Annotated in this window: 16 protein-coding genes; 5 read left to right on the top strand and 11 right to left on the bottom strand. The window is 29.7% G+C overall.

From position 1 onward, the window contains the following. Positions 1-25: 25 nt before the first annotated feature. The 5 genes from rpsG to tusD all read right to left on the bottom strand — a co-directional run bounded on the left by rpsG (position 26) and on the right by tusD (position 2,151). Positions 26-496 (bottom strand): 30S ribosomal protein S7, encoded by a 471-nt coding sequence (rpsG, locus tag A35E_RS02100; RefSeq protein WP_014889037.1) that lies wholly within the window; start codon positions 494-496, stop codon positions 26-28. 91 nt (positions 497-587) lie between these two features. Further along, the gene (gene rpsL / locus A35E_RS02095; protein WP_014889036.1) at positions 588-962 is read right to left on the bottom strand and encodes a 30S ribosomal protein S12; all 375 of its coding nucleotides are present in this window, start codon (positions 960-962) and stop codon (positions 588-590) included. A 133-nt stretch (positions 963-1,095) separates the two neighbouring features. Beyond that, positions 1,096-1,383: a sulfurtransferase complex subunit TusB gene (gene tusB, locus A35E_RS02090; protein WP_014889035.1), complete on the bottom strand. Its 288-nt coding sequence runs from the start codon at positions 1,381-1,383 to the stop codon at positions 1,096-1,098. Positions 1,384-1,397: 14 nt separating this feature from the next. Then, entirely contained in the window at positions 1,398-1,757 is a 360-nt protein-coding gene (gene tusC / locus A35E_RS02085) for a sulfurtransferase complex subunit TusC (RefSeq protein WP_014889034.1), read from the bottom strand. Positions 1,758-1,764: 7 nt separating this feature from the next. Further along, positions 1,765-2,151 (bottom strand): sulfurtransferase complex subunit TusD, encoded by a 387-nt coding sequence (gene tusD, locus A35E_RS02080; protein WP_044105208.1) that lies wholly within the window; start codon positions 2,149-2,151, stop codon positions 1,765-1,767. A gap of 3,213 nt (positions 2,152-5,364) precedes the next feature. Between tusD and minC the strand changes: the two genes are divergently transcribed. The 3 genes from minC to minE are packed head-to-tail and all read left to right on the top strand — an operon-like array spanning position 5,365 to position 7,188. After that, entirely contained in the window at positions 5,365-6,045 is a 681-nt protein-coding gene (minC, locus tag A35E_RS02075) for a septum site-determining protein MinC (protein WP_014889032.1), read from the top strand. A gap of 21 nt (positions 6,046-6,066) precedes the next feature. Continuing rightward, positions 6,067-6,879 carry a septum site-determining protein MinD gene (gene minD / locus A35E_RS02070; RefSeq protein ID WP_014889031.1) on the top strand — a complete coding sequence of 271 codons (813 nt, stop codon included), beginning with the start codon at positions 6,067-6,069 and terminating at the stop codon, positions 6,877-6,879. A gap of 3 nt (positions 6,880-6,882) precedes the next feature. After that, positions 6,883-7,188 (top strand): cell division topological specificity factor MinE, encoded by a 306-nt coding sequence (gene minE / locus A35E_RS02065; protein ID WP_014889030.1) that lies wholly within the window; start codon positions 6,883-6,885, stop codon positions 7,186-7,188. 1,064 nt (positions 7,189-8,252) lie between these two features. On the opposite strand, the gene ppa is transcribed toward minE, so the two are convergent. The 4 genes from ppa to glnS all read right to left on the bottom strand — a co-directional run bounded on the left by ppa (position 8,253) and on the right by glnS (position 16,433). Next, positions 8,253-8,786, bottom strand: a complete 534-nt coding sequence (gene ppa, locus A35E_RS02060; protein WP_014889029.1) for an inorganic diphosphatase — start codon at positions 8,784-8,786, stop codon at positions 8,253-8,255. A gap of 996 nt (positions 8,787-9,782) precedes the next feature. Next, positions 9,783-11,927, bottom strand: coding sequence for a phosphate acetyltransferase (pta, locus tag A35E_RS02055; protein WP_014889028.1), 2,145 nt, complete (start codon positions 11,925-11,927; stop codon positions 9,783-9,785). Between the two features lie 78 nt (positions 11,928-12,005). Then, the gene (locus A35E_RS02050; protein ID WP_014889027.1) at positions 12,006-13,208 is read right to left on the bottom strand and encodes an acetate kinase; all 1,203 of its coding nucleotides are present in this window, start codon (positions 13,206-13,208) and stop codon (positions 12,006-12,008) included. 1,554 nt (positions 13,209-14,762) lie between these two features. Beyond that, the gene (glnS, locus tag A35E_RS02045; protein ID WP_014889026.1) at positions 14,763-16,433 is read right to left on the bottom strand and encodes a glutamine--tRNA ligase; all 1,671 of its coding nucleotides are present in this window, start codon (positions 16,431-16,433) and stop codon (positions 14,763-14,765) included. Positions 16,434-18,976: 2,543 nt separating this feature from the next. Between glnS and xthA the strand changes: the two genes are divergently transcribed. Next, positions 18,977-19,783 carry an exodeoxyribonuclease III gene (gene xthA, locus A35E_RS02040; protein WP_014889025.1) on the top strand — a complete coding sequence of 269 codons (807 nt, stop codon included), beginning with the start codon at positions 18,977-18,979 and terminating at the stop codon, positions 19,781-19,783. Between the two features lie 590 nt (positions 19,784-20,373). Here xthA and A35E_RS02035 read toward each other — a convergent pair. Then, a complete protein-coding gene (locus A35E_RS02035; protein ID WP_014889024.1) occupies positions 20,374-21,381 on the bottom strand; it encodes an NAD-dependent epimerase in 1,008 nt (335 codons plus the stop codon). A gap of 12 nt (positions 21,382-21,393) precedes the next feature. Further along, positions 21,394-22,734, bottom strand: a complete 1,341-nt coding sequence (locus tag A35E_RS02030) for a UDP-glucose dehydrogenase family protein (RefSeq protein ID WP_014889023.1) — start codon at positions 22,732-22,734, stop codon at positions 21,394-21,396. 502 nt (positions 22,735-23,236) lie between these two features. On the opposite strand from A35E_RS02030, the gene yfhb reads away from it, so the two are divergent. Then, positions 23,237-23,875 (top strand): phosphatidylglycerophosphatase C, encoded by a 639-nt coding sequence (gene yfhb, locus A35E_RS02025; RefSeq protein ID WP_014889022.1) that lies wholly within the window; start codon positions 23,237-23,239, stop codon positions 23,873-23,875. Positions 23,876-24,201 lie beyond the last annotated feature (326 nt).

The raw sequence follows: 24,201 nt of genomic DNA, 5'->3' as shown, positions 1-24,201 counted from the left end.
TTCAAAATGCTCTTAACAAGTACAATCACCAACGGTAATGCGCAAATGCTTTATTGGCGTCTGCCATACGATGAACATCTTCCCGTTTCTTTACAGCTGTACCTTTGTTTTCTATTGCATCGTAAAGTTCATTGGCTAAACGCAAAGCCATACATTTATCGACACGTTTACGAGCGGCTTCAACGATCCAACGCATCGCTAAGGCATTGCGACGAACTGGACGAACTTCTACAGGCACTTGATAAGTAGAACCTCCAACTCGACGAGACTTAACTTCAACAGTTGGACGAACATTCTCAAGAGCCGCTTCAAACGCTTCAAGGTGATTTTTAGTAGAACGTTGGGATAAAGTTTCTAAAGCAGTATAGACAATTGTTTCTGCAATAGATTTTTTTCCATCAACCATTAATATATTAATGAATTTAGCCAAAAGATCAGATCCAAATTTAGGATCTGCAAGAATTTTACGTTGACCAATAACATGACGACGTGGCATATAAGTACTCCGCATTAAATTCAGGGTTATTCGAAACTCGAAGAATTCATTCAAAAGTTAATAAACGTTTGACCTTACTTATGGATACTTATTAACCTTTTGGTTTTTTTACCCCATATTTCGAACGTCCCTGCTTGCGATCTTTAACCCCAGAGCAATCTAGCGCACCACGTATAGTATGGTAACGAACACCAGGTAAATCTTTTACACGACCACCACGGATGAGGATTACAGAGTGCTCTTGCAAATTATGACCTTCACCTCCAATGTAAGAGGTCACTTCAAAACCATTAGTTAAGCGAACACGGCATACTTTACGTAGAGCAGAGTTCGGTTTTTTCGGGGTGGTGGTGTATACGCGAGTACATACTCCACGTTTTTGAGGACAGGCATCTAGCGCTGGAACGTTGCTCTTCGCAACTTTCATAGAGCGCGGTTTTCGTACCAGCTGATTAATCGTTGCCATTTAATGAAGCTCCAGAGTCTTTCTTTAATAAAGAGGTAACACACCGCTTAATTATCTTGCGGAACAAAGTAAGAGGGAATAAATTTTATTGCTAAGCGATGGATGTGTCAAGAAATATACAATAAGCTTTATCTCACCACATAATCTGTTGTGGTTGTTTCTCTGTTAGACAAACAAAATCATTATAATTAATTATCTTGATATTAGATGCACAACGCTTAATAAGCCCTCGCGCAACAACATCACTCTCTAAAGCATATAACATTAGCGGAGAAGCTGTTAGCAAACACACAGCTGATGAGCCTACAAGCGCAGCTATGACACCATCCGAAACCATTAATAGGTCATCACCTAATCTAGCGATACGCAGAAGCGCTTCAAAATCGCATGCGTAAGGAGAGTGAATGAGAGTGTATAACAAACAAACTCCAGATATTAAAATGTTATTATAGTATTATAGGAACTCAATCGGAAACGCCAATCTAAAGATGATAACCATTGTGCATTTAATATCAAGTTGGTATCTAAATCAAGACCGCGCTTCATTGCTGATTCGGCGCACAGGTATAGCTTATCTAAATCATATACCGAAAGGAGACCGAAAGTCGCAATAAAATCTCTTGATAAAATTTCTTTTGGCTGTTGCTGAGGAAGCAACAGCAGTACACCATCTGAAATAAAAAAAACTCCGATATCATCTATTAGCGCAGAGGCCGCTAAAAGAGCATCGAGCCCTTCACGTCCAGCGGCTTTACCATGAGGACCATGGCTAAAAATAAATGCGAGTTTATTCATAAAAGTCTTAGAATTGGATAAAACGATCGCAGCTAATAGCAGCCAGCCCTAATTGCCCTAAACCGGTCAACTTAAACCCTAACTGAAGATTGTCTCCTTCACGTTGAAGTAACGATGATTGAAGAGCATCACTCACCCCGCGACGAAGTGCAGCAGCTACGCATACATATAATTCTATTTGATGTTGCTTTGCTAATTTACTCCAAGCACGAACTAAATCTACCTCATCGCTAGCTGGTGCACTGAAGCGATTTGCATTATAGACCCCGTCTTGATAAAAAAAAACGGTATCAAGACTATGGCCCCGTTCTAGTAAAGCATAAGAAAATTGTAGTGCTATACTAGCACGCTGATTTCCATAAGCCGGTCCGGTAACCAATAGAGAGTAGAGCAAAAACACTAAGACTTACTCCATACAGTCGAGAGACTGTAACCAAGTAGATGTAAAAATCGACTTTTTCTTAAAGGTTTTAAGATTAAATTATTATAATTAATCATTGTCTTTTTTAGTTGAAATATAGATCATAGTAAATGATCAAAATTTAATAATATATTATATATATTAAATAATATTTTATATATTATGTATTAAAGTAATGATAATTTTAAACTAGTTATCAGATGTAATAATAAAAAATAAAATATTAATTTTTTATTTGATAACAGTATTGTTTAGTAATAAAAAGTGATGGAAATGTTGCTTGAATAACGAGCTATTATCTGCAAACACAGAACATCCGCACAGACATATTATTTAAATTATTAATATCAGATGACTGATTATCACATAAAATTAGAAAATAGAAAACATATTACTAATAATATTACTGATATATTAATTAAATTAATTTTTATTTAATAAGTTGAAAATAAGCTACATATAAAAATGTTATATAATAATATAATTTATACTAAACTTAATTAGTTGGTAATAATAAACGTTATTTTATGATAACTGACAATATTAATTATTTTTTTTCTAGTTAAATTTTTAAATATCTAAAGTCTATTTTTACATTTTTAATGATATTGTTTGGTTAATTAATATTAATATCTCTACTTGTAATTTTTGTTATATTCAAAATGGTATCAAAACAAGTGAAAAATAATCTCTTGAAAAATATTTTTAAAATATAAGAAATGGTTATTATTCTAATTTTAAAAAAACTATATAGACAATTTTATTTGATACGGTCGTAAATCTATTACGAGATTACATGTCAGAACAAACAGATATGTCAGATATATCTAACGAATAAAATATAGGGTATAAGCTATATAGTCAATGTTTTTAAAATAAAATAATTTTTTATATTTTTTATTTTTTTTTGTAATAGTTTTTATAGTTATAAATCGCTATAATTTCCACTGAAATATATAGTCTAAATAAAAACACCTTTATGATTTTTTTTAATTAAAAAATTCTTTTGATTCTTTTTTAGAACTTGTCGTTGGACAGAAAATCTCTAAATACATTTCAAGCGCTTCCTTATACGGAAGAACTACATCAACCATGAAATGAAAATTTACGAATCCCTGTTGTTTTAGTTTATTTGCTTTGTAGGATAAAATTACTTAAAGTGTTTAATGGAAGATTTGTTTTTTTAAATATATAGATTTATTGCTAATTATTATGAAGTTATATAATATACACATATTTACGAAAAGAAAAAATTATTTTTTTCCTCTATATAATATAAAAACTATCTCATATATCAAACCTGACAACAGAAAATTCATTTAAAAGTGCAATACTTCTAAGAGTTATTTTATATTACTTAGATATTTAAATAAAGAATATTCCGTTTGTTTTTAGAAATATCAGGAAAGGTAAACCAGAAAATACAGTCACTCCTAACTATCCATATAAAAAAACAATATTAAAGTAGTGCTAGGATTATTTAATCCCGAAAAACACTACGAAGCAGAATACCAATAACCCCAAGAAACAAAATAGTAAAGATCTTTGACATGCAACTCTATTAAGTCACATGAAGACATAAATATTGCCAAACTACCCAAAAAAATCGCAATGCAAGATGAAAAATCTATATAGAGTTTTTTATTATATTGAATAAATTTATTTAATAAAAATAATAGAAGAATTGCTGGTATCGCATACGCTACAATACCACAAGTAAAAAATAGAGTATCAACATATCATGCTCCTACTCTTCCCTCAAGATTGTAAACCTGCTCATGAGAGGAAATCTGTAACCAACTAGGATCAAAAGGATGAAAAACTTATTAACGAAAGCCCCAAATAAAAACGCAAGAACAACCACTAAGACTATATAGTAGTCCAATTTAAAATTAATGCTGATTGAAGGATTTATAAGCAATTTTTCTATTTTTTAAATATTTTTTATACAAAAAAAACATCCTCGTAATTTTCGCTCATTGATATAATCAATGTACCTATATATTATATGTTCAGTGTTTAGGAGTTATATTTTTTTGATAAAAAACACTATTTTAAAAATCCATATACATGTATAAATGTAACCTTAATACATGTTAATTAAAAAGTTAATTTTGTATTTTTTTATTGTATATAATCTTTAATATGCAAATATAATATAAAAAAAACTGTTTCCTTCACACAATAAATAATCTTTAAAAGATTTCGCATCCATTCTCAATATTCAAATAAAATCACCAAATGTACGCTAAATAGCAAGATAGGTTTTCTAACCTAGCACTATATTCTTTTTAAATGAACTTAAGTACATATTTGAATTTAATTTATAGGTATTAACATTAATGGTATTTTGCTCTACATATCAGTAAAAATGTTTCAAGATAATAGATAAAACTATTTAGTACCACAAAATACTTTTATCTTAATTAAGAGTTATTTTATGTGTGTACAAAACACCCATCAAGTAAAACTACTAATAATTCAGTTATTTTCTTTTATTAATGATAAGATCTTATCTTCTTAATCATTAATAAACTTTTATATTAATTCTACTATTTTGCGTTTATTTATTAATTTGTAATTAACATAAATATTTTATCAAACATTTTACTACATTAAAATCTAAAATTAATAAAAAAAATTGATCAATTTTGACTGAAAAGTCAGATGCGTTTTTTATTGTCAGAATACAAGTGATGTTTTTATCTAAAGTAATATAAAAATATTAATTATTTAAATATTTTTAATCCACATCGATCTAATCGACTAAAACTAATGATAAAGTCATAAAACCATCATTATTTTAATGACATATTATATAATTATACTATTTTTTAGTATAATTTTTCAACTTACTATGTATAGATTCTTCCTTCTACTTCGTAAGAGTAATAAATATCTAATTCTCTCATATTTTAATTTATAGAGAGATTTTAATATGAATAAAGCAGAATTATAAATAAGTGATGCTATAGTAATCTTAAAAAAACTGATAATAATATTACAAGAAAGACCTAATTAAGATTAGGATTATTCTAGGATTTTCTAATAATTTATTTATATTTATTAGTAAAGTTAATAGTTCTTTTTTTTTAATTAAAAATCTCGTATATACATACTAGTAAAAAAAATATTACCTTCCCTAATAAAATCGGGAATGCATATGTTAAAAATAGGTCAAGATAGATGTTAAAAAGACCAATTGAGTTTAAAGGTAGTAATTTTACTTTATCAGTTATTCATCTATATAATACACAGACAGAAGAAATTCGTTTGGAAATAGAGAAAAAACTTAAACAGGCACCTGATTTTTTAAAAAACGCACCGGTAGTTATTAACGTTTCTGCTCTTGATGGAGACACCTCTTGGAAAACCCTTTTTCAAGCTGTCTTGCAAACGGGACTACACGTTATTGGCGTTACCGGTTGTAAAAATAGTAATCTTAAAAAAGAGATTATAGGTAGCGGATTAGCGATTTTAACAGAATTTAAAGCAGAACAATATAGAGCTTCTATCTCTTCTTCCATGAAAACCTCAATTAAAACACTAACAATCAATCTGCCAGTTCGATCCGGTCAACAAATTTATGCGCGTAACAGCGATTTGATAGTTACGGGTAATGTTAGCGCTGGTGCTGAGCTTGTTGCAGATGGCAATATACATATTTATGGAGTGATGCGGGGCCGTGCATTAGCCGGTGCCTCAGGTGATAGAAAATGCCAAATTTTTTGCATTCATCTTTTCGCCGAACTCGTATCTATTGCTGGTCAATATTGGCTAAGCGATCAGATTCCAACTAGCTTTTCAGGAAAAGCTGCACGATTATACCTGGAAAGTAACATCCTGACTATTCATCCTTTACTTTAGACTCTGAGAGGGATTTCATTTATGACACGCATTATAGTTATCACTTCAGGAAAGGGGGGAGTCGGAAAGACTACATCAAGCGCATCTATTGCCACTGGATTAGCTCAAAAAGGTAAAAAAACCGTAGTAATTGATTTTGATATTGGACTGCGAAATTTAGATTTAATCATGGGTTGTGAACGCCGTGTAGTATATGATTTTGTTAACGTAATTCAAGGGATAGCTACTTTAAATCAAGCTCTTATACAAGATAAGAGAATTAAAAATTTATATATTCTTCCAGCATCGCAAACACGAGACAAAGAAGCCTTAACCCGAGAAGGAGTTAGTAAAGTTTTACATGACTTAAGCAACATGGAATTGGATTTTATCATCTGTGATTCACCCGCCGGGATTGAAAATGGTGCACTAATGGCGCTATATTTTGCTGATGAAGCTATTATCACCACTAACCCAGAAATATCTTCAGTCCGTGACTCTGATCGTATTTTGGGTATCCTTTCTTCAAAATCACTCCGAGCTGAACAATCTCTGGAACCAATCAAAGAACAGTTGTTATTAACTCGTTATAATCCTAGACGAGTTAACCGTGGTGATATGATTAGCATGGAAGATATCATTGACATTTTACGTATTCCTTTAGTAGGTGTAATCCCTGAGGATCAATCTGTCCTACGTGCTTCTAATCAGGGAAAGCCCGTTATTCTTGATGAACAATCTGAGGCTGGACAAGCTTACTCGGATATGGTGAATCGCCTACTAGGAGAAGAGCGTCCCTTCCGCTTTATAAAAGATGAGCAAAAGGGATTTTTAAAGCGCCTATTTAGAGGATAAACTATGGTATTGTTGGACTTTTTTCTATCCCAAAAAAAATCGACTGCAAACATAGCTAAAAAACGCCTTCAGGTCATTGTAGCCGAACGACGCAGAGGAGAAAACGAACCACATTACCTACCTCAATTAAAAGTTGATTTGCTCGCGGTAATTAGAAAACATATTAAAATAGAGCCTGAAATACTGTCAGTTCATTTAGAAAAAAAAGAAGGAAATATTTCTATCTTAGAATTAAATGTAACTTTATCGAAACGCGGAAAAAATATACAATACTCACCTTTATTTGATAAGACTAACAGTATTTTGTGAGAAAATTGAAACGTTATAAATACAGAGTAGATGCAAATACTCTATACATACGGATTAGGCTTGTCTATGTTATTATTCATGACAAGCCTAGCTATTTTCTTTTTTTACTTGAGATATTAATCTTAATAAGCAATACCTGCTATCTTGATTTATTAAAATAGTTCATCTATTTTTAATATAATGGCATTTGATAAAATTTCTTCCATCTATAAACAATTTATAGATAAACTATTTTCTACCATATTCCCATTTTATATTAACTTTAAATTAAATTAACGATTTCAAAAAAAACTGAATTATTTTAGTTTTCCTGATAGCGTTTTTTATTAATTACCTCATTATAATTATATTGTTGATATATTATGTTGATACAAACTGTATAGATATTACTTCTGTCAGATTTTAAACAAAACGGTAGTTTTTATCTATTCAATTATCGATAATATTTTTCAAAAAACATTAAATTTTACAAAAAAAATAGATAAGTTACTACTATTTTCTGACACTTGTAGTGTATTTTTAATCTAAATTCTATTCTCTCGCATAGAAAGCAAACATATTGTTCTCTTTTCTGTCAAACTCAAACTAAAAAATATTATTATTACAATAATAAAGAGTAGAAATATCATCTCTACAAGAGATACATAATATTATCTTAAATATTGACTATTCTTGATTTCTTAGCAAGAAGAACTAGTCTAAACATATTTGTTTAATAAAAACTTCTTTAGTTTAAAAAGAAACTTTATGCAGTCTTCTGACTGTCGCATCAAAAAAAATAAAAATATTTCTCTATAACAAAAAATCATATATTTTTACTATTTACAAATAAAAAGAGTAACTTAATATAAGTGGTTAGATGTTTTTCTTTATGCTGCTAAAATAGTAAATTCTTAGTAGTTATCTAAACGAATATTTTTTTTAAATGGATGTTAGAATAAAATTTATTTTTATCTAAAATTATATAGATAAAAAAATATTATCAATATATTTTTATTTAATTACCTACACTTCAGTTAAATACACTATGTATAGCAAGAGCAGAACAACTATACTTTATTCATTTATTGTTTTTTTTGTGCGCGTTGAAAGGATCTAATAATTTCAGATTTTGCTGTTTTAGCATTCTCCCAGCCCTTTAACTTAACCCATCTTCCAACGTCTAAATCTTTATAATGCTCAAAAAAATGCGTAATTTTTTGACATAATAATGGAGATAAATCATCAATATTTTTTATATGATCATATTCTTTTGATAATTTTGTATGTGGTACCGCTATTATCTTCGTGTCGTCTCCAGCTTCATCAAGCATTTTTAAAGCGCCTATAGGGCGACAGCGTATCACGGATCCAGGATATAGTGGATAAGGTGTTGGAACTAACACATCCACCGGATCTCCATCCAAAGAAAGAGTCTGGTTGATATAACCATAGTTACACGGATACAGCATCGTAGTCGACATAAAACGATCAACACACAGAACGTTACTTTCTTTGTCAACTTCATATTTAACAGGATCGGAATTGGCTGGAATTTCTATGATCACATAAATATCTTCTGGAAGATTTTTTCCTGATGGGACCTGATTTAAGTTCATGCTGTTTTCCTAAGCACATATAGCAAAAAAATAATTTTATGATTTTTTTTTATAAAATTAAGTATCATTATACCTAAAAGAGTTTCCTATTTTATTGGGGAGATATTTAAAAAAAATGAAGATCTAGTCTTGATTATAGAATTCTTTTAAAGAAATACCACAATTCAGATTTATATAAAAACTACTTAAATTTCAGAAAATCTATCGTTCTGAGTGTAAGTTTGTATGATTCTCTAAGTATAATATTCAATAATAAATGTTACAGTAATAGACTTTTTATTAATGCTTAATTCAAGTTAAATGTATAATTTATTATTGTTCCCAACATATAAATTTATCATCGTTTATATAAATATCCTAATAAGATCTTTAAAATAAAAAAACCTAACACAATATTGTTTAATAAAACTTAAAACTTTAAATAATAAAATTTAGTTTCTTTTAATGTGATTTATATTTAAAAGTATTACTCTCAAATTATTTTAGCAAAGAAAGAGAAAATAATTTTCATATATTAATTCTATTAACTTATCAAATAGTAGTTATTTTTTTTGAATAAAATTCAGAAGAGATCATTAAAAACTACGTTTTTACCTTGATTTTTTTTAAATAAAAAATATTCTTTTTCTAGATATAGAGATATCATCGAAATTAAAGATATTAAAGTTAATCCTTACAATATATTTAGTAATATTCATATATACCACTATTTATTAAGATAATTTATATGATTTAAATCACTTTAAAGACAAGCAAAAAAAATAAAAATTTTAAAATATCAATTTAATGATTATTCAAACTCATGTATTAAAATAACTGCTTCCTAATTCAGGATTATCACTCTTAAAAAGAATCAATCTAGATCACCATAAAGAATAAATAAGGAGATTTGAAATGTTGATTTTTTATAAATATCGAAAAGTATTACTTTTTTTTAAATAAAAAAAAGATTAAGATTCCAGAGACTAGAATCTTTTCAAGCTGCTATAACTGTAATTAACGTTGTGCCTGTTTAGCCTGAATAGCTGTTAAAGCGATAGTATAAACTATATCATCAACAAGGGCTCCACGCGACAGATCATTAATTGCTTTCTGCATCCCTTGTAGCATTGGACCAATAGATATCACATTTGCTGAACGTTGCACAGCTTTATAGGTAGTATTACCTGTGTTTAAATCCGGAAAGATAAAAACAGTAGCTTGACCTGCTACTGGTGAGTTCGGCGCTTTTAAAACTGCTACATCAGATAAAATAGCAGCATCGTATTGCAATGGACCATCAATAATTAAATCTGGACGTTTCTTTTTTGCCAAATACGTAGCTTCACGCACTTTATCAACATCGTCACCAAAACCAGAGTGACCTGTAGCATAAGATATCATCGCTACACGCGGATCAATACCAAAAAATGCAGCAGAATCGGATGATTGGATAGCAATTTCTGCTAATTGTTCCGAAGTGGGATTCGGGTTAATTGCGCAATCACCATATAGCAATACTTGTTCAGGTAAAAGCATAAAAAAAACAGAGGATACCAGTGAATTTCCTGGTGCAGTTTTGATCAATTGTAATGCTGGTCGGATGGTGTTTGCAGTAGTGTGTACTGCACCTGAGACCAATCCATCTACTATGCCTTGCTCTAACATCATAGTTCCTAAAACCACATTGTCTTTTAATTTTTCTTGGGCTATGACTGATGTCATTCCTTTGTTCATACGCAATTCGACTAAACGAAAAATATATTTTTCTCTTATTATTTCTGGATCAATAATTTCTATCTTATTGCTAAGCGCAATACCTTGCATGGCAGCAACACGTTGAATTTTATCTACATTTCCAAGCAAAATGCAATGAGCAATATTGCGTTCAACACAAATAGATGCTGCTTGTACAGTACGCGGTTCGTCGCCTTCTGGTAATATAATCCGTTTATTTGATTGACGTGCTAATTCAGTCAAGTGATAACGAAACTCTAATGGTGTCAGCTGATTACGAGGTTGTGAGACACTAGACAGTGATTTAATCCAAGATTTATCAATATGATCCGCAATATGGTTTTTTACTTTTTTTAATCGACTATAGTCGTCGTCTGGTACTTTTAGGCTCAACCTTTGCAAAGTTAAAAAAACTTCTCTAAAGTTACTTTGGATAGTAAATATAGGCAAACCAGTATGAAAAGTTTGTTTACATAATTGATAGATACGTTCATCAATATCATAAACATTAGTTAACAATAATCCACTTATTTTTACACCATTTATTGCATGAAGACAAGCTGCCAAAAGAATATCTAGACGATCGCTAGAGATAACTAACAACGATCCAGATTGAAAATCTTCAAGCATATTTTCTAAACTTTTCTCACAAAATTTAATAGATGTTACACGGCGAGTCTGAATATCTCCATCATGGATAATCGTTGCACCTATATTGCATGCTATGTCAATAGCACGCATGACAATAAGGTCTACATTCCACGGAATATACCCTAAAACCGGCAAAGGACTATATTTATATAGTAAACTAGGTTCAATGTTTTTTATCTTTTCTTTATGCGTATGATGGATAATCTCTAAAAAATCTTCCTGTATTAAAGTTTCTCTATCGAAAGGTAGATGTAATTTATTGAAAATAACACCAGCAATCTTTCTATTTTGTTTTCCCCCAAAACTTAAACATAATAGTTCAATATTAGCCACGATCTGTCCCAGAATGTTCGTTTTTATGGGGACAATAAATACAATCTCAGCATTAAGTGTTCGAGCTATTTCATAATTTAAGGAATTAAAATGAGAATTTTTATGGGAAGCAGCAAAACCTTCTAATATGACTACTTCTGACTTTTTGGATTCTGCTTGACAACAAAAAAAAATCTCTTCCATTAAAGAATCTTTCTTGTTAGACGCAAGCATATATTCAATATATTTTATATCTAATGGTTGGTTATAAGGAGTATGAGAATAAGAAGGATTAAAATATGTAATACTATTGATATTAGTATTTTTTAAAGGTGTTTTTATAATAGGTTTGAGTACACTTAGCTTTATTCCTTTTTTTTTCATAACACGACTAAGTCCTAGTCTTATACTAGTCAAACCAATGCCGGAATCGGTTGGGAGCAACATGATTATACGGGACACAACTAAACCTCTTTAAAACGGTTTTTCTCGTATATCAAAGAAAAATTCATTCATTTTTTTCTTACGAGGAAATATAGATCAGGCGGTTAAATATGCAGCATCCCTAGCTATAATTAACTCTTCACGAGATGGAATAACAATGGCGGGACGACTATCATCTTTAGTAATTAATCCTCTATTGCCAAAGCGAGTTGCCAAATTACGTTCATGATCTACTTGAAAATTTAATAGAGCTAACTTTTTTAATGAACGTTCCCGCACCATCGCAGCATTTTCACCAATGCCACCAGTAAAAATCACTGCATCTAGTCGCCCTTCCATCAACGCGCTATAAGAAGCGATATATTTAGATAAACGATGACAATATACATCCATGCTCCGACGAGCATCATCTGTTTTATAATAATTATCTTCAACATAACGGCAATCACTTGTGATACCAGTTAAACCTAGCAAACCCGACTCTTTTGTTAACAAAGTTTTAATTTTTGACCAAGACATATCTAATTTATCATGCAAATAGAACACTATAGCCGGATCGATGTCTCCGCTGCGTGTGCCCATTACTATTCCCTCTAAGGGTGTCATTCCCATGGATGTATCTACACATTGACCATTCCTGATAGCGGATATAGAACCACCGTTCCCTAAATGACAACTAATAACATTTAAATGATTAACCGGTTTGTTAAGAAACTTAGCTGATTCTCGGCTCACATAATAGTGACTGATACCATGTGCACCATAACGGCGGATATCATGATTCTGGTATAAAGAGTAGGGTAGAGCATAAAGGTAAGATTCTTCCGGGATAGTCTGATGGAAAGCGGTATCGAATACTCCCACATTTTTTTTCTTTAGATTTGGAAATTGTTTAAAAGTTTCTCGGATACCAATAAGATGAGCAGGATTATGCAATGGAGCAAAAGGAATAGCATCTTCAATACCTTGTATTACTTTATCATTGATAATTACGGATTGCGTAAAGTGTTTTCCACCGTGAACAATGCGATGTCCAACTGCATTTAAGTTTGAAGATATTTCTTGTTTTTTTTCTAAAATATTAGAAATAATAAACTGCAATGCTTCACTATGTGCACTACCAGGAATTAACGCTGCTTCTTGCTTAATAGAATCCATTTTCCATTTAATTCGTGCTTCTGGCAAGTTTAAGCACTCAGCAAGCCCAGAAAGATATTCTTGATTATTAGTGGGATCAAGAATAGCAAACTTTAATGATGAGCTACCACAATTAATTACTAGTATTAAGTTCATTAACATGGAAGTACCTATTGTGTTTATAAAATATCTTTCATCTACATTAAATAAAACTATGAACTAAAATCTATCTAATGCAAATAAACATTTACCCAATCTGGTTTTGTTATAGTCTTATATAAAACAATCATAAGTAGATTACTATACAATTATTTTTTTATCATCTATTTTATGTCATTTCTCCTCAAAAATAAAAGCGTTCTTTAATTAAAAGTGTGTATAAAACATTATATTTTAGTGAATAAAATGTAAATTTTGTTAAACTATCAACTTTCGTTTTTCAGTATTCTATCTTAGATTAATTAGTAAATTGTAAATAACTTGACTGGATAAATCAGTTAATTTTAACTGAGCTCAGTTTAATAAATTAAAATTTATAACAGTTTAACCAAGGAATTTATTAAAAATCGTATCGCATATAGATATCATCATCAATATACAAATCATTAATATACAAAGAGAGGTCTTTTATTTCATTTAAAAAAAAGCAATATAAACATGGCGATATTTTACACTGATATTGAACATTTATCGACGACTGTTATTTCGGACTTCCGTATTTCAAATAGTAAGGCTTTATATTAAATTAACAAATAAATTTTAAATAAATCTTTACTGCATCATAAAACAGTAAATCTTAACTGTATAAATATAGACAACTAGTCTAATAGATTAATTATCTATATTTATATTGATCAATCATTAAGAATGAACAAGTTGTTTAATTTTTTTTATTAAATAGAATTTTTCTATACTAAATCAGGGTGACTACTACTATAATTAGTCAATCACTTAAATTTAATTAAATCATAAACTAGAAATATTTCAATTTGATAAAAAAAGAAACTATTTAAAATAAAAATCTAGCATCTTGTATGTTTACTAAATAAAAGTAACTATAAAAATTAAACAAAGTCAATTAATTTTGCTTATTGACAAAAAATAGCATAGTAAATATGATAAAAATATATAATTAATATTATTGTATAATATAATCTATCAAAAACCTAAATGCCTGTATCATCAACTATAATAGCTTACTATATAAAACTTTATATTTAGATTTAAAATATCTATTCTCTTACTTAAAACACCTTATTTATTCGCGATAATAATCTTGTCCAAATACAAAAGACAAGCGGCAGTAAAATAATTAAAAACATAAAACTATTTAAAAAAAAATAAAACAATACCCCCTCTATAACAATCCTGCTTAAAAGCAGAAAAAATTGCTTATATAGTTTATATTAAAATCTATATTTTAAAGTAAAATATTTTTTTTCAAAATATTTTAAGTAGTTTTTATATCACTACACATAATATAGTTTGGTTAATAACCATTATCTTATTAATAATAATTTAAATGTTATATTTAAGTAAAAAATTAATATAAAATAAATGTTTATTTTAATTTCATAAACTTTTAAGAAAGTATTTATAATACTCTTGCCTAAAATCGTTCTTTTTTTTTAAAAAAAAGCAGAGCCTGCCTTAATAAAAAAATATTTTTATTACAAACGTAAATCCACTAACTAAAAGTCATAAATATTATGATGGTTATATATTAGATTTTGTTTCCCAGTTATCACGTAATCTAACTATACGGTTAAATATTAGATGCGGAGAACTCGCGTAACAGTTATTAACACAAAAATAACCTTCCCGCTCAAACTGAAAGGATTGACCTATCGTGCACCCCAATACCTCTGATTCTACAAACCCCCGTCGGATAATAAGTGAATTTGGATTTAACATAGAAAGAAAATCTGTTACCCCCTCAGGGTTTTTAACCTTAAACAATTGATCATATAAACGAAATTCAGCTGCTAAGGAACAGGTAGCTGAAACCCAATGAATAACACCTATTCCCTTCTTCTTATCCAAAAAATATTTAAAAAAAGTGCTTTCATCATGAGAACAAAAAATTTTAGTAATTTTTCCTAGAGAATCTTTTTCTATCCGATTAGCTTTAATGATGAAGGCATTACGCAAACGTACTTCTTTTCCTAAGACCAGACGCTTATATTGACATCTAGCTTCCTCTCGAAAATCCGCTTGATCAATATAAATTTCGCGAGTTAATAACACAAGACGTTTTCCCATATCCGGTCTCTTTGGATGATTTTGCATCACGATCTCTTTTTCATACCCTATAGGTAGACTTTCTATAATCACAAGTATAGGATCTATCACTGCCATTACTCGTGGTACGCGATCGTTTAAATCTTTACGAATACAAGCTTCCAAAGCAGATATTTGAATCTGGTTATCCTGCTTAGTTACTCCAATCCGACTACAAAATTCACGAATCGACTCCGCTGTATAACCTCGACGCCGGAGACCAGAAATAGTTGGCATACGCGGATCATCCCAACTCTCGACAATTTTTTCTTTAACGAGAACATTTAACTTACGCTTAGATAAAATAACATATTCAAGATTCAGTCGGGAAAATTCATACTGACGAGGATGTGCTTCAATTGTAATATTTTTAAGGATCCAGTCATATAATCGACGATTATCCTGAAACTCTAAGGTACAAAGAGAATGAGTAATTCCCTCCATTGCATCGCAAATGCAATGACTAAAATCATATGTTGGATAAATACACCATTTTTTTCCAGTTTGATGATGTAAGGCGGATTTTATCCGATAAAGTACTGGATCCCTCATCACTATAAACGGCGAAGCCATATCAATTTTAGCTCGCAAGCAAGCACTACCTTCTTCAAATTCATTTTGGCGCATACGGGAAAATAATACTTGGTTTTCTTTAGGACTTTGATCTCGATACGGACTATTTGTACCTGGGCACGTTAAAGTACCGCGATAATCACGAATTTGTTTTGTCGACAATTGATCAACATAAGCTAACCCTTTATCAATTAACTCAAGCGCATATTCATATAATTTATCAAAATAACTTGAAGTGTACTGAACATCTCCGCTCCACTGAAAACCCAACCATTGTACATCATGCTTGATAGCATTAACATATTCTATATTTTCTTTTAGTGGATTAGTATCGTCAAATCGAAGGTTACATTGACCTTGATAATCCTTAGCAATTCCAAAATTAAGGCAAATTGATTTAGCATGACCTATGTGCAAATAACCATTTGGCTCTGGAGGAAATCGAGTATGCACCAATGTATATTTTCCTGAGGCTAAATCATTTTCAACAACGTGATAAATAAAGTTTTTTAGTTTGACTTTAGCCTCACACATTTTATTTTTCCTTTACAAGATAAGAGAATAGAATTCGTTATAGGTTGCATTTAAATACATCATATTCAAATAAAAAATGTTTTTCTTGCTTAGTTTCTTGCTGTATTAATGTTATTAAAAAATAAAGCACGACTACTAAAAAGACCAATAAATAAGAATTTTTCTCTTACATTGTAAAAAATATTGTTGATATTTTCTATTTTAAATGATGATAAAAGAAGTAGGTGAAGGTAAAATATTAATTTACCACTAAAAAAATAAACTTTATTTCATAAAGCAAACAACCTAGACCCCTTCGAGTGAAATAAAAAAATTAAAGACAATACGGAATCATAAAAAATAAATTTTTTATCCTATCAAAACATAGAAGATATTGTTTTTTAACAAAATTATTCATTGGATATCTTTTTTTTTGTTTTAAACTTACATAAATAAAAAAATATCTATATAATTTGATTATCAGTTTAAAATATCTAGATTATTCGATTAGCTCAGTCAGTAAAAACGATAATTTTAGATAAAAAATTATCTCTATTAAAGAAAATAAAAAAAGCTGCTTTCATTAATATAAGTAAAGCATTTTTATATTTTTAAGTTTTTAAGATTAAAAAAAATAAATATTGTATAATAGTTAACTATAATTCAATCTAATCTATTAGATGATTTATGCTGTTTTATATTACATATCAATTATTCACCAAACCTAAAATCCTGCTCAGTTTTAATAAATCTGCAAAAAAAACAAATCTATAAACATACTAAAACTTTAGATAAGAATTTAAAGAATTTTTTTTATTAAATAAAAATATAAAATTTAATTCAATGAAAACTAATCATATAAAACCATACGAATAAAAGTAATTTAGTATAAAATTATAAGCAACCACCTTGACCTAAAGAATAACAATCTTTACATGTTATGTAATCTAGATAGAAAGAGAATATTACACAGTATGTAAATACTGTCAAAATAAATCTGAATTAAGAAAATATTTATTAGATTCTTCTAAATCTAAATAACACTTTAGTAGTTTGACTTAATATGCGTAGCATGTAATTAAGCATCGCCTTTATTCTTAAGAGAAAAATAATTTCTTAAAGCAAAGTAACCCAACGAAATAATATTGTTCTTCAACTACATATTCTAAATCCACAATATCAATTTAGTGAACCTGATAATATTCTTAATATTATCCAAGTCTTTTCGCATATACGCTTATAGAATCACAATTAAGCAAGCTTTCTCAGTATAAATTAAATATTGAAACATTACTTCCTATCCTACGTTTACTCAACAAGAGCCATTATAAAGATCAAAGTAGAAGTTAGTATGTACTGAATAATATTTTTTACATACTGTATGATATAAAACTCACTAAGTTTACTTTGGTATTCTTTGACTATCCCTTAGGTAATAATTTAAGAAGCATTTATTTTTTTAGATACGTGTAAACAGATATTTTGTATTTTTTATAATCCCTAAGCTCAATAAAGCGACGTTCGCTCCTTTTCAAGCCGACTTTCCATTAAAACTTTTCCGCTGTAACTTACATCTAGCACTTTTCTCTAACGACTACCTCCTGAATACGAGATAAAATCTAATCTAGAAATATTTAAAATTATTTAACTCAATAATTTAAATTGTCCTTCACGATACTTCTAGAAAAAAAATAATCGAATTAAATTTAGCAACTTATCTTAAATCGTAGCACTCTTTTGTTCACCTATTATTTCCTACTCAAGATGTTTTATAGATAAATTTAAAGAACATATAATAGCCGTTAATTATTATTTTAAATCAATATCTACGTTAAAAATATTTTAACAAGAATTTTTTATTATACATAAAAAGAAAAAAGCTTTTTAAAAATTTTATACGATATCAGTCGAATTCTATTTAAAATTTACAACAAGCTTACCTTATATTAATCTTTTTATAGTAAATATTGTTTTGATTGATTGGGCATACATAATGATTTAAAACTACATACTTTAATTAATATAATTTAATATTAGATATCAAAGAATCCTTATACATTGTTTGTTAAATATTAACGATAGAGAATTATAGTGTCTAAGCATTATCTCTTGAACAATAGAAATTATTATCAATAAATAATAGTTATGTTGATCATCTTTACACTACTTTAGAAAACACAATTTTATTTTTTTTAATTAGCATATAGTGATAGTTGTAGATATAAAGAAATTATTATCCAAAAGATAATAAACTTTCAGTAATTTTCTTTAAAATTAGCTTTGCATTTTAATTCATAAGATTAATAAAAATAACTTTACTAAAAAATATAAATCAGGATAATCAATTTGCAGTTTAACATTAAATTTAACTATATTTAAATATACACGCTGTTGGTTCTGATTTATTAATTATTAATTGTTTGCTATTATTGATTATAAATGGACATAGTTTTATAAATGTCGTTATGAAATCTAAGTAAAGTTAATAAAAAAAATACAGCTAATTGACAACTAAAACACCTGTAATATATAAAATTAAAACAGATTACTAATTAACATAAACAATGAAATTCCTTTCTTTTAATATAAATGGATTACGTGCCAGACTTCATCAACTTGACGCTATTATCCGCACTTTAGATCCAGAAATCATAGGCTTACAAGAGACTAAAGTTCACGACAATATGTTTCCTGTAAAAGAAATATCACGCTACGGTTATCATAGTTACTATCATGGACAAAAAGGTCATTATGGTGTTGCACTGCTTAGCAAAAAAAAACCTCTAGCTATATATCGTGGACTCAATACCGATACTTCAGAAGCGCAGTGCCGAATAATTATAGGAAAATTTTTTACTAAACAAGGTATTTTAACAGTACTTAATGGCTATTTCCCTCAAGGAGAAAACCGTAATCATCCGATCAAATTCCCAGCTAAAGAACGTTTTTACATTGACGTACAAGAATATATAGAACACTATTATCAAAATGACTCGCTACTAGTTATAATGGGAGATATGAACATTTGCCCAAATGATATAGATATTGGAATTAGTAAAGAAAGCCGCAAGCGTTGGATTCGTACTGGAAAATGTGCCTTTTTAGCTGAAGAGCGTGTATGGATTCATCGTTTGCTGTCATGGGGATTGATAGACACTTATCGTCATGTCAATCCAGATAAGAATAATTGCTACTCCTGGTTTGATTATCGATCTCGGGGTTTTTATAAAAACAGTGGACTTCGTATTGATTTATTATTAGCATCAAAACCAATGATAAAACTAATACGTAAAAGTGGTATCGATTACAATATTCGAGCAATGGATAAACCATCTGATCACGCACCAGTGTGGACAAATTTTGAGTTATAAATAAAAAAATACTTTTAAGATATTTTTTTAAAAAAATTAACTATACCAATCCTCTTTGACCGATTAGAGAAAATGGTATTTCTTAATAGAGACCTTCTTCTAACTTAATTTAATAAAAAAGTGATTTACCTTTCATGTAATTAAAGTATTTATCTAGTTTATAAGAAGATCTTTTTTTCTCGTAACAAGAAGAAATTCTTGATCTTAATCATTTTTAACTCAATTCATTTTTACAAAAAAAAATAATCAACATACTTAAAATATTAATTATTAACTATCTTCTATATAGTGGAAAGATAGTTAATTATTCTTTAAGCTCTCAGAGCATTCTAAACGTTTTTAGAGTCTTTTATTGAGTAAAATCAATAAAAGTTATAACTTTAAAAGAAACAATTTTTACGCCTTTCTTGGTATTGAATTTAAATTCATAGAATACCCAAATCCAAGAAAACATAATCTCAAAATCAACATAAAAAATAACCAATCTTTTTATAACTTTTATGATCTTCTACCAAGACTCCTATTATTATTAAATTTTATTTGAAACAATCTATTTCAAGATGAATCATCTTGCACTAATGAAAGATTTATTAAACCTGGTAATAATCAGTATACCACCTTACAAAACGTTTTACTCCTTCAGTTATCGAAGTTTCCGGTTTAAATCCAATGGCCTGATATAATGGTTGTATATCGGCACTCGTCTCTAAAAGATCACCAGGCTGCATAGGCAGTAAATTTTTTTTTGCTTTTATTCCTAATGCATCTTCTAACGCTTCAATATAATCCATCAATTTTACAGGTTGGCTATTTCCAATATTATAAATACAATAAGGAGCAGAACTCACTGCCGTCGAGCCAGTTTCTACTGTCCAAGTATTATCTTGAACAGGGATTACACTTTGAAGCCGAATAATAGATTCCACAATATCATCGATATAAGTAAAATCTCGCAGCATTTTCCCACAATTATAGACATCAATACGCTTACCATTAATAATTGCTTTAGTAAACTTAAACAAAGCCATATCTGGCCTACTCCAGGGGCCGTATGCAGTAAAAAACCGAAGACCGGTAGTAGGTAACTTATATAAATGCGCATAAGCATGCGCCATTAATTCGTTAGATTTTTTTGTAGCTGCATATAGAGATATTGGATGGTCGACAGTATCATCTGTTGAGAACGGCAACTTGCGATTGAGTCCATATACTGAACTGGAAGAAGCATATAATAAATGTTGCACCTTATTATGTCGACATCCTTCTAAAACATTAAGGTAACCGATAAGATTTGCATCACCATAGGCTAAAGGATTATCTAAGGAGTAACGAACCCCACCTTGTCCAGCAAGGTGAATTACTTGAGTGAAACGTTCGCCAGAAAACAAACTGATAACACTCGTTCGATCTACCAAGTCTATTTTTTTAAAACGAAAAGTTTTATAAGTACTCAGTTCTATAAGGCGTGCTTTTTTTAAAGCAACATCATAATAATTACTCAAGTTATCAATGCCCACTACCTGATAACCATCATTTAGTAAACGAATGCTCACATGATAACCAATAAAACCGGCAGCACCGGTAACCAAAAATTTCATCGCTTTTCATTATCAATAAGAAACAAGCGCTGCACCGCGGCCGATGCCATAATAAACAAAACCCCGATTTATTAAAACTTCTAGGTCGTATAAATTACGACCATCAAAGATAACGGGTTGTTTCAATTCTGCTTTTATGATATCGAAATCTGGTGCGCAAAAATTTTTCCATTCCGTGCAAACAATCAAGGCATCAGCACCACGTAAAACAGCTTCTTTGTTATCCATCAATTGAAGATCGTTACGACAACCATAAATACGTTGAGCTTCATACATTGCTTTCGGGTCAAACGCCTGAATAGTTGCTCCAGAAGCCCATAGTGCTTCCATTAATACTCGACTCGACGCTTCTCGCATATCATCGGTATTAGGTTTAAAAGATAACCCCCATAGTGCAAAAGTTTTTCCACTTAAATCTTCTCCGAAATGACGATAAATAAAGGAAAGCAGTTTATATTTCTGTTGTTTGTTAACGCTCTCAACTGCTTGTAGTAATTTAGGTTGATACCCAACATGTTCAGCAATATAAATTAATGCTTTTACGTCTTTTGGTAAACAAGAACCACCATATCCACACCCAGGGTAAATAAAGCTATACCCAATTCGCGAATCAGAACCAATACCTTGTCTCACTTTTTCTGCATCAGCACCTAAAAGCTCTGCTAAGTTAGATATCTCGCTCATGAAACTAATCTTATTTGCCAACATGCAATTAGCTGCATATTTTGTCATTTCAGCACTGCGAATATCCATAATAATTATTTTTTTACGATCACTGTTAAAAGGTTTATACAATTCATACACTAAATCAACAACATCCTCATTATCGGTTCCAATGATAATTCTTTCAGGATATATACAATCAGCTACTGCTGACCCTTCTTTTAAAAATTCAGGATTTGATGCTATATCAAAAGTTAAATTGCTAGAACGGTTCTCTAATATTTTACAAATAACGGAGCGGATGTTATCCGAAGTTCCAATCGGAACAGTAGACTTATTTAATATTACTTTATAATCTTGCATATGTTTTCCAATAGCATCCGCTACAGCTGTAACAAACTTCAGATCAACCGATCCGTCTTCTTTTAGGGGAGTTCCTACAGCGATAAGCTGAACCAATCCATGATTAACTCCAGATTCTGCATCTGTCGTAAACTTTAAACGACCAGATTCATAATTTTGAAGAACTAAAGGTGTTAGCTCCGGTTCGTAAATTGAAACGAGGCCTTTTTTTAAATTGTTGATCTTGGAGTGATCTACGTCGACACACAGCACTTCATGCCCCACTGAAGATAATACCGCGGCTTGCACTAAACCGACATAGCCTACACCAAAAACCGTTACTTTCATAATTACTGGATCCTAAGTGTTTCACTCTACAAATTACCACTCTAGCATTTTATCATTTTATTGTAAAAATAATAACTTAATGATCTGCACTTACTAAGCAATTTAATTATTAAAAAATATTTATTTGTATAATGTTCTTTAGAAAATAAAATCTAGTATGATTATAATCTAGATCTCTATCTCAATTAAGTTTTTTGATAAAAAATTTGTTTTTTAATATCATAATTGATAAAGTTACTGTAGTTTATTTGACTAATTAAGAATTTAAATTATATTAAACCTAGTTTAAAAGCTGACGGTATCTTAGCTTTCCACTTCATCAAGTTTAACACAATTGAGATTTAAAAAAAATAACCGTTTCTTTTAATTCTAGTTATCATCTAAATTATCCCCCTAATCTCATTAGATTAATAAAAATTTTATTTAAATCTGAATTTCTTTAACTGGCTTTTAAAATTAACAATAAATCAAGATAGTTATATCAATCAAAATGGAGTAGTTTTTGGTTAATTCCAGTTCCAAGCGCATTGTGTTTTTTGATTTAGATGGAACTTTACATCAAGAAGATATGTTTGGTTGCTTTCTTTGGTATCTTATCGGACATTTACCGATGAATATCATATTAGTTATACCCATGCTAGTTATAGTTGCACTTGGATTCTTAATTGAAGGTCGTACGGCCCGTTGGCCAATGAGTCTACTTCTATGGTCAATTACCTTCGGGCATAGCGAAATGCACTTACAAATGCTCGAAAAACGTTTTTCGGATGTTTTTCGACGACAATTACAAAGATTTCCTCTTGTTTTAGAACGCTTAGAAAATCATCTTGTATGTAAAGACACACAAGTATGGCTGATTACTGGATCTCCAGAATCACTAGTAAAAAAAGTATACTTCGATTCGCTCTTCTTCAAGAAAATAAAACTTATTGGCAGCCGAATAACTCGAAATTATGGAGGTTGGGTGCTCACTTTACGCTGTCTTGGACATAAAAAGGTTACGCAATTAGAAAGTAAATTAGGAATTCCCTTGAAATTATACAGCGGATATAGTGATAGTGTTCAAGACACACCTATGCTTTATTTCTGCAAATATCGCTGGCGCGTAACATCCGATGGTAAACTCAAGCGCCTAAATTAATTGTTATGTTTTTCTAGATTAGAAACATCCTTGATTCTACTTTAAAAGCATCACAATAGATTTAAACCATCTAAATCTTTATAATTTTTAAAAATTTTTAAAAAATTTAATACAATTAAATGCTAAATTAATATTTAATTTATTATTATACAAATATATAGACCTTATAAGGTAAAACTTACTTGTTAATATAAACTTATTATAATCTCTTTACTATATTAAAATAATTAATATAAATACAAAAATCTAAATAAACCTTACCTGTATAGAATACACCTTTAGCCACTCTAAAATCTAATAAGTAACTTGTATTATTTAAATTACTG

Source organism: secondary endosymbiont of Heteropsylla cubana, assembly GCF_000287355.1.
Classification (GTDB): domain Bacteria; phylum Pseudomonadota; class Gammaproteobacteria; order Enterobacterales; family Enterobacteriaceae.
The sequence above is the reverse complement of the archived record's forward strand: the minus strand, read 5'-3'. Positions and strand labels throughout refer to the sequence as shown.

Coding starts and splice junctions, on each gene's coding strand:
- xthA (WP_014889025.1), top strand. CDS start 18,977: ATGAAATTCCTTTCTTTTAATATAAATGGATTACGTGCCAGACTTCAT.
- minC (WP_014889032.1), top strand. CDS start 5,365: ATGTTAAAAAGACCAATTGAGTTTAAAGGTAGTAATTTTACTTTATCA.
- rpsG (WP_014889037.1), bottom strand. CDS start 496: ATGCCACGTCGTCATGTTATTGGTCAACGTAAAATTCTTGCAGATCCT.
- minE (WP_014889030.1), top strand. CDS start 6,883: ATGGTATTGTTGGACTTTTTTCTATCCCAAAAAAAATCGACTGCAAAC.
- A35E_RS02050 (WP_014889027.1), bottom strand. CDS start 13,208: ATGTTAATGAACTTAATACTAGTAATTAATTGTGGTAGCTCATCATTA.
- tusC (WP_014889034.1), bottom strand. CDS start 1,757: ATGAATAAACTCGCATTTATTTTTAGCCATGGTCCTCATGGTAAAGCC.
- rpsL (WP_014889036.1), bottom strand. CDS start 962: ATGGCAACGATTAATCAGCTGGTACGAAAACCGCGCTCTATGAAAGTT.
- glnS (WP_014889026.1), bottom strand. CDS start 16,433: ATGTGTGAGGCTAAAGTCAAACTAAAAAACTTTATTTATCACGTTGTT.
- minD (WP_014889031.1), top strand. CDS start 6,067: ATGACACGCATTATAGTTATCACTTCAGGAAAGGGGGGAGTCGGAAAG.
- A35E_RS02035 (WP_014889024.1), bottom strand. CDS start 21,381: ATGAAATTTTTGGTTACCGGTGCTGCCGGTTTTATTGGTTATCATGTG.
- A35E_RS02030 (WP_014889023.1), bottom strand. CDS start 22,734: ATGAAAGTAACGGTTTTTGGTGTAGGCTATGTCGGTTTAGTGCAAGCC.
- ppa (WP_014889029.1), bottom strand. CDS start 8,786: ATGAACTTAAATCAGGTCCCATCAGGAAAAAATCTTCCAGAAGATATT.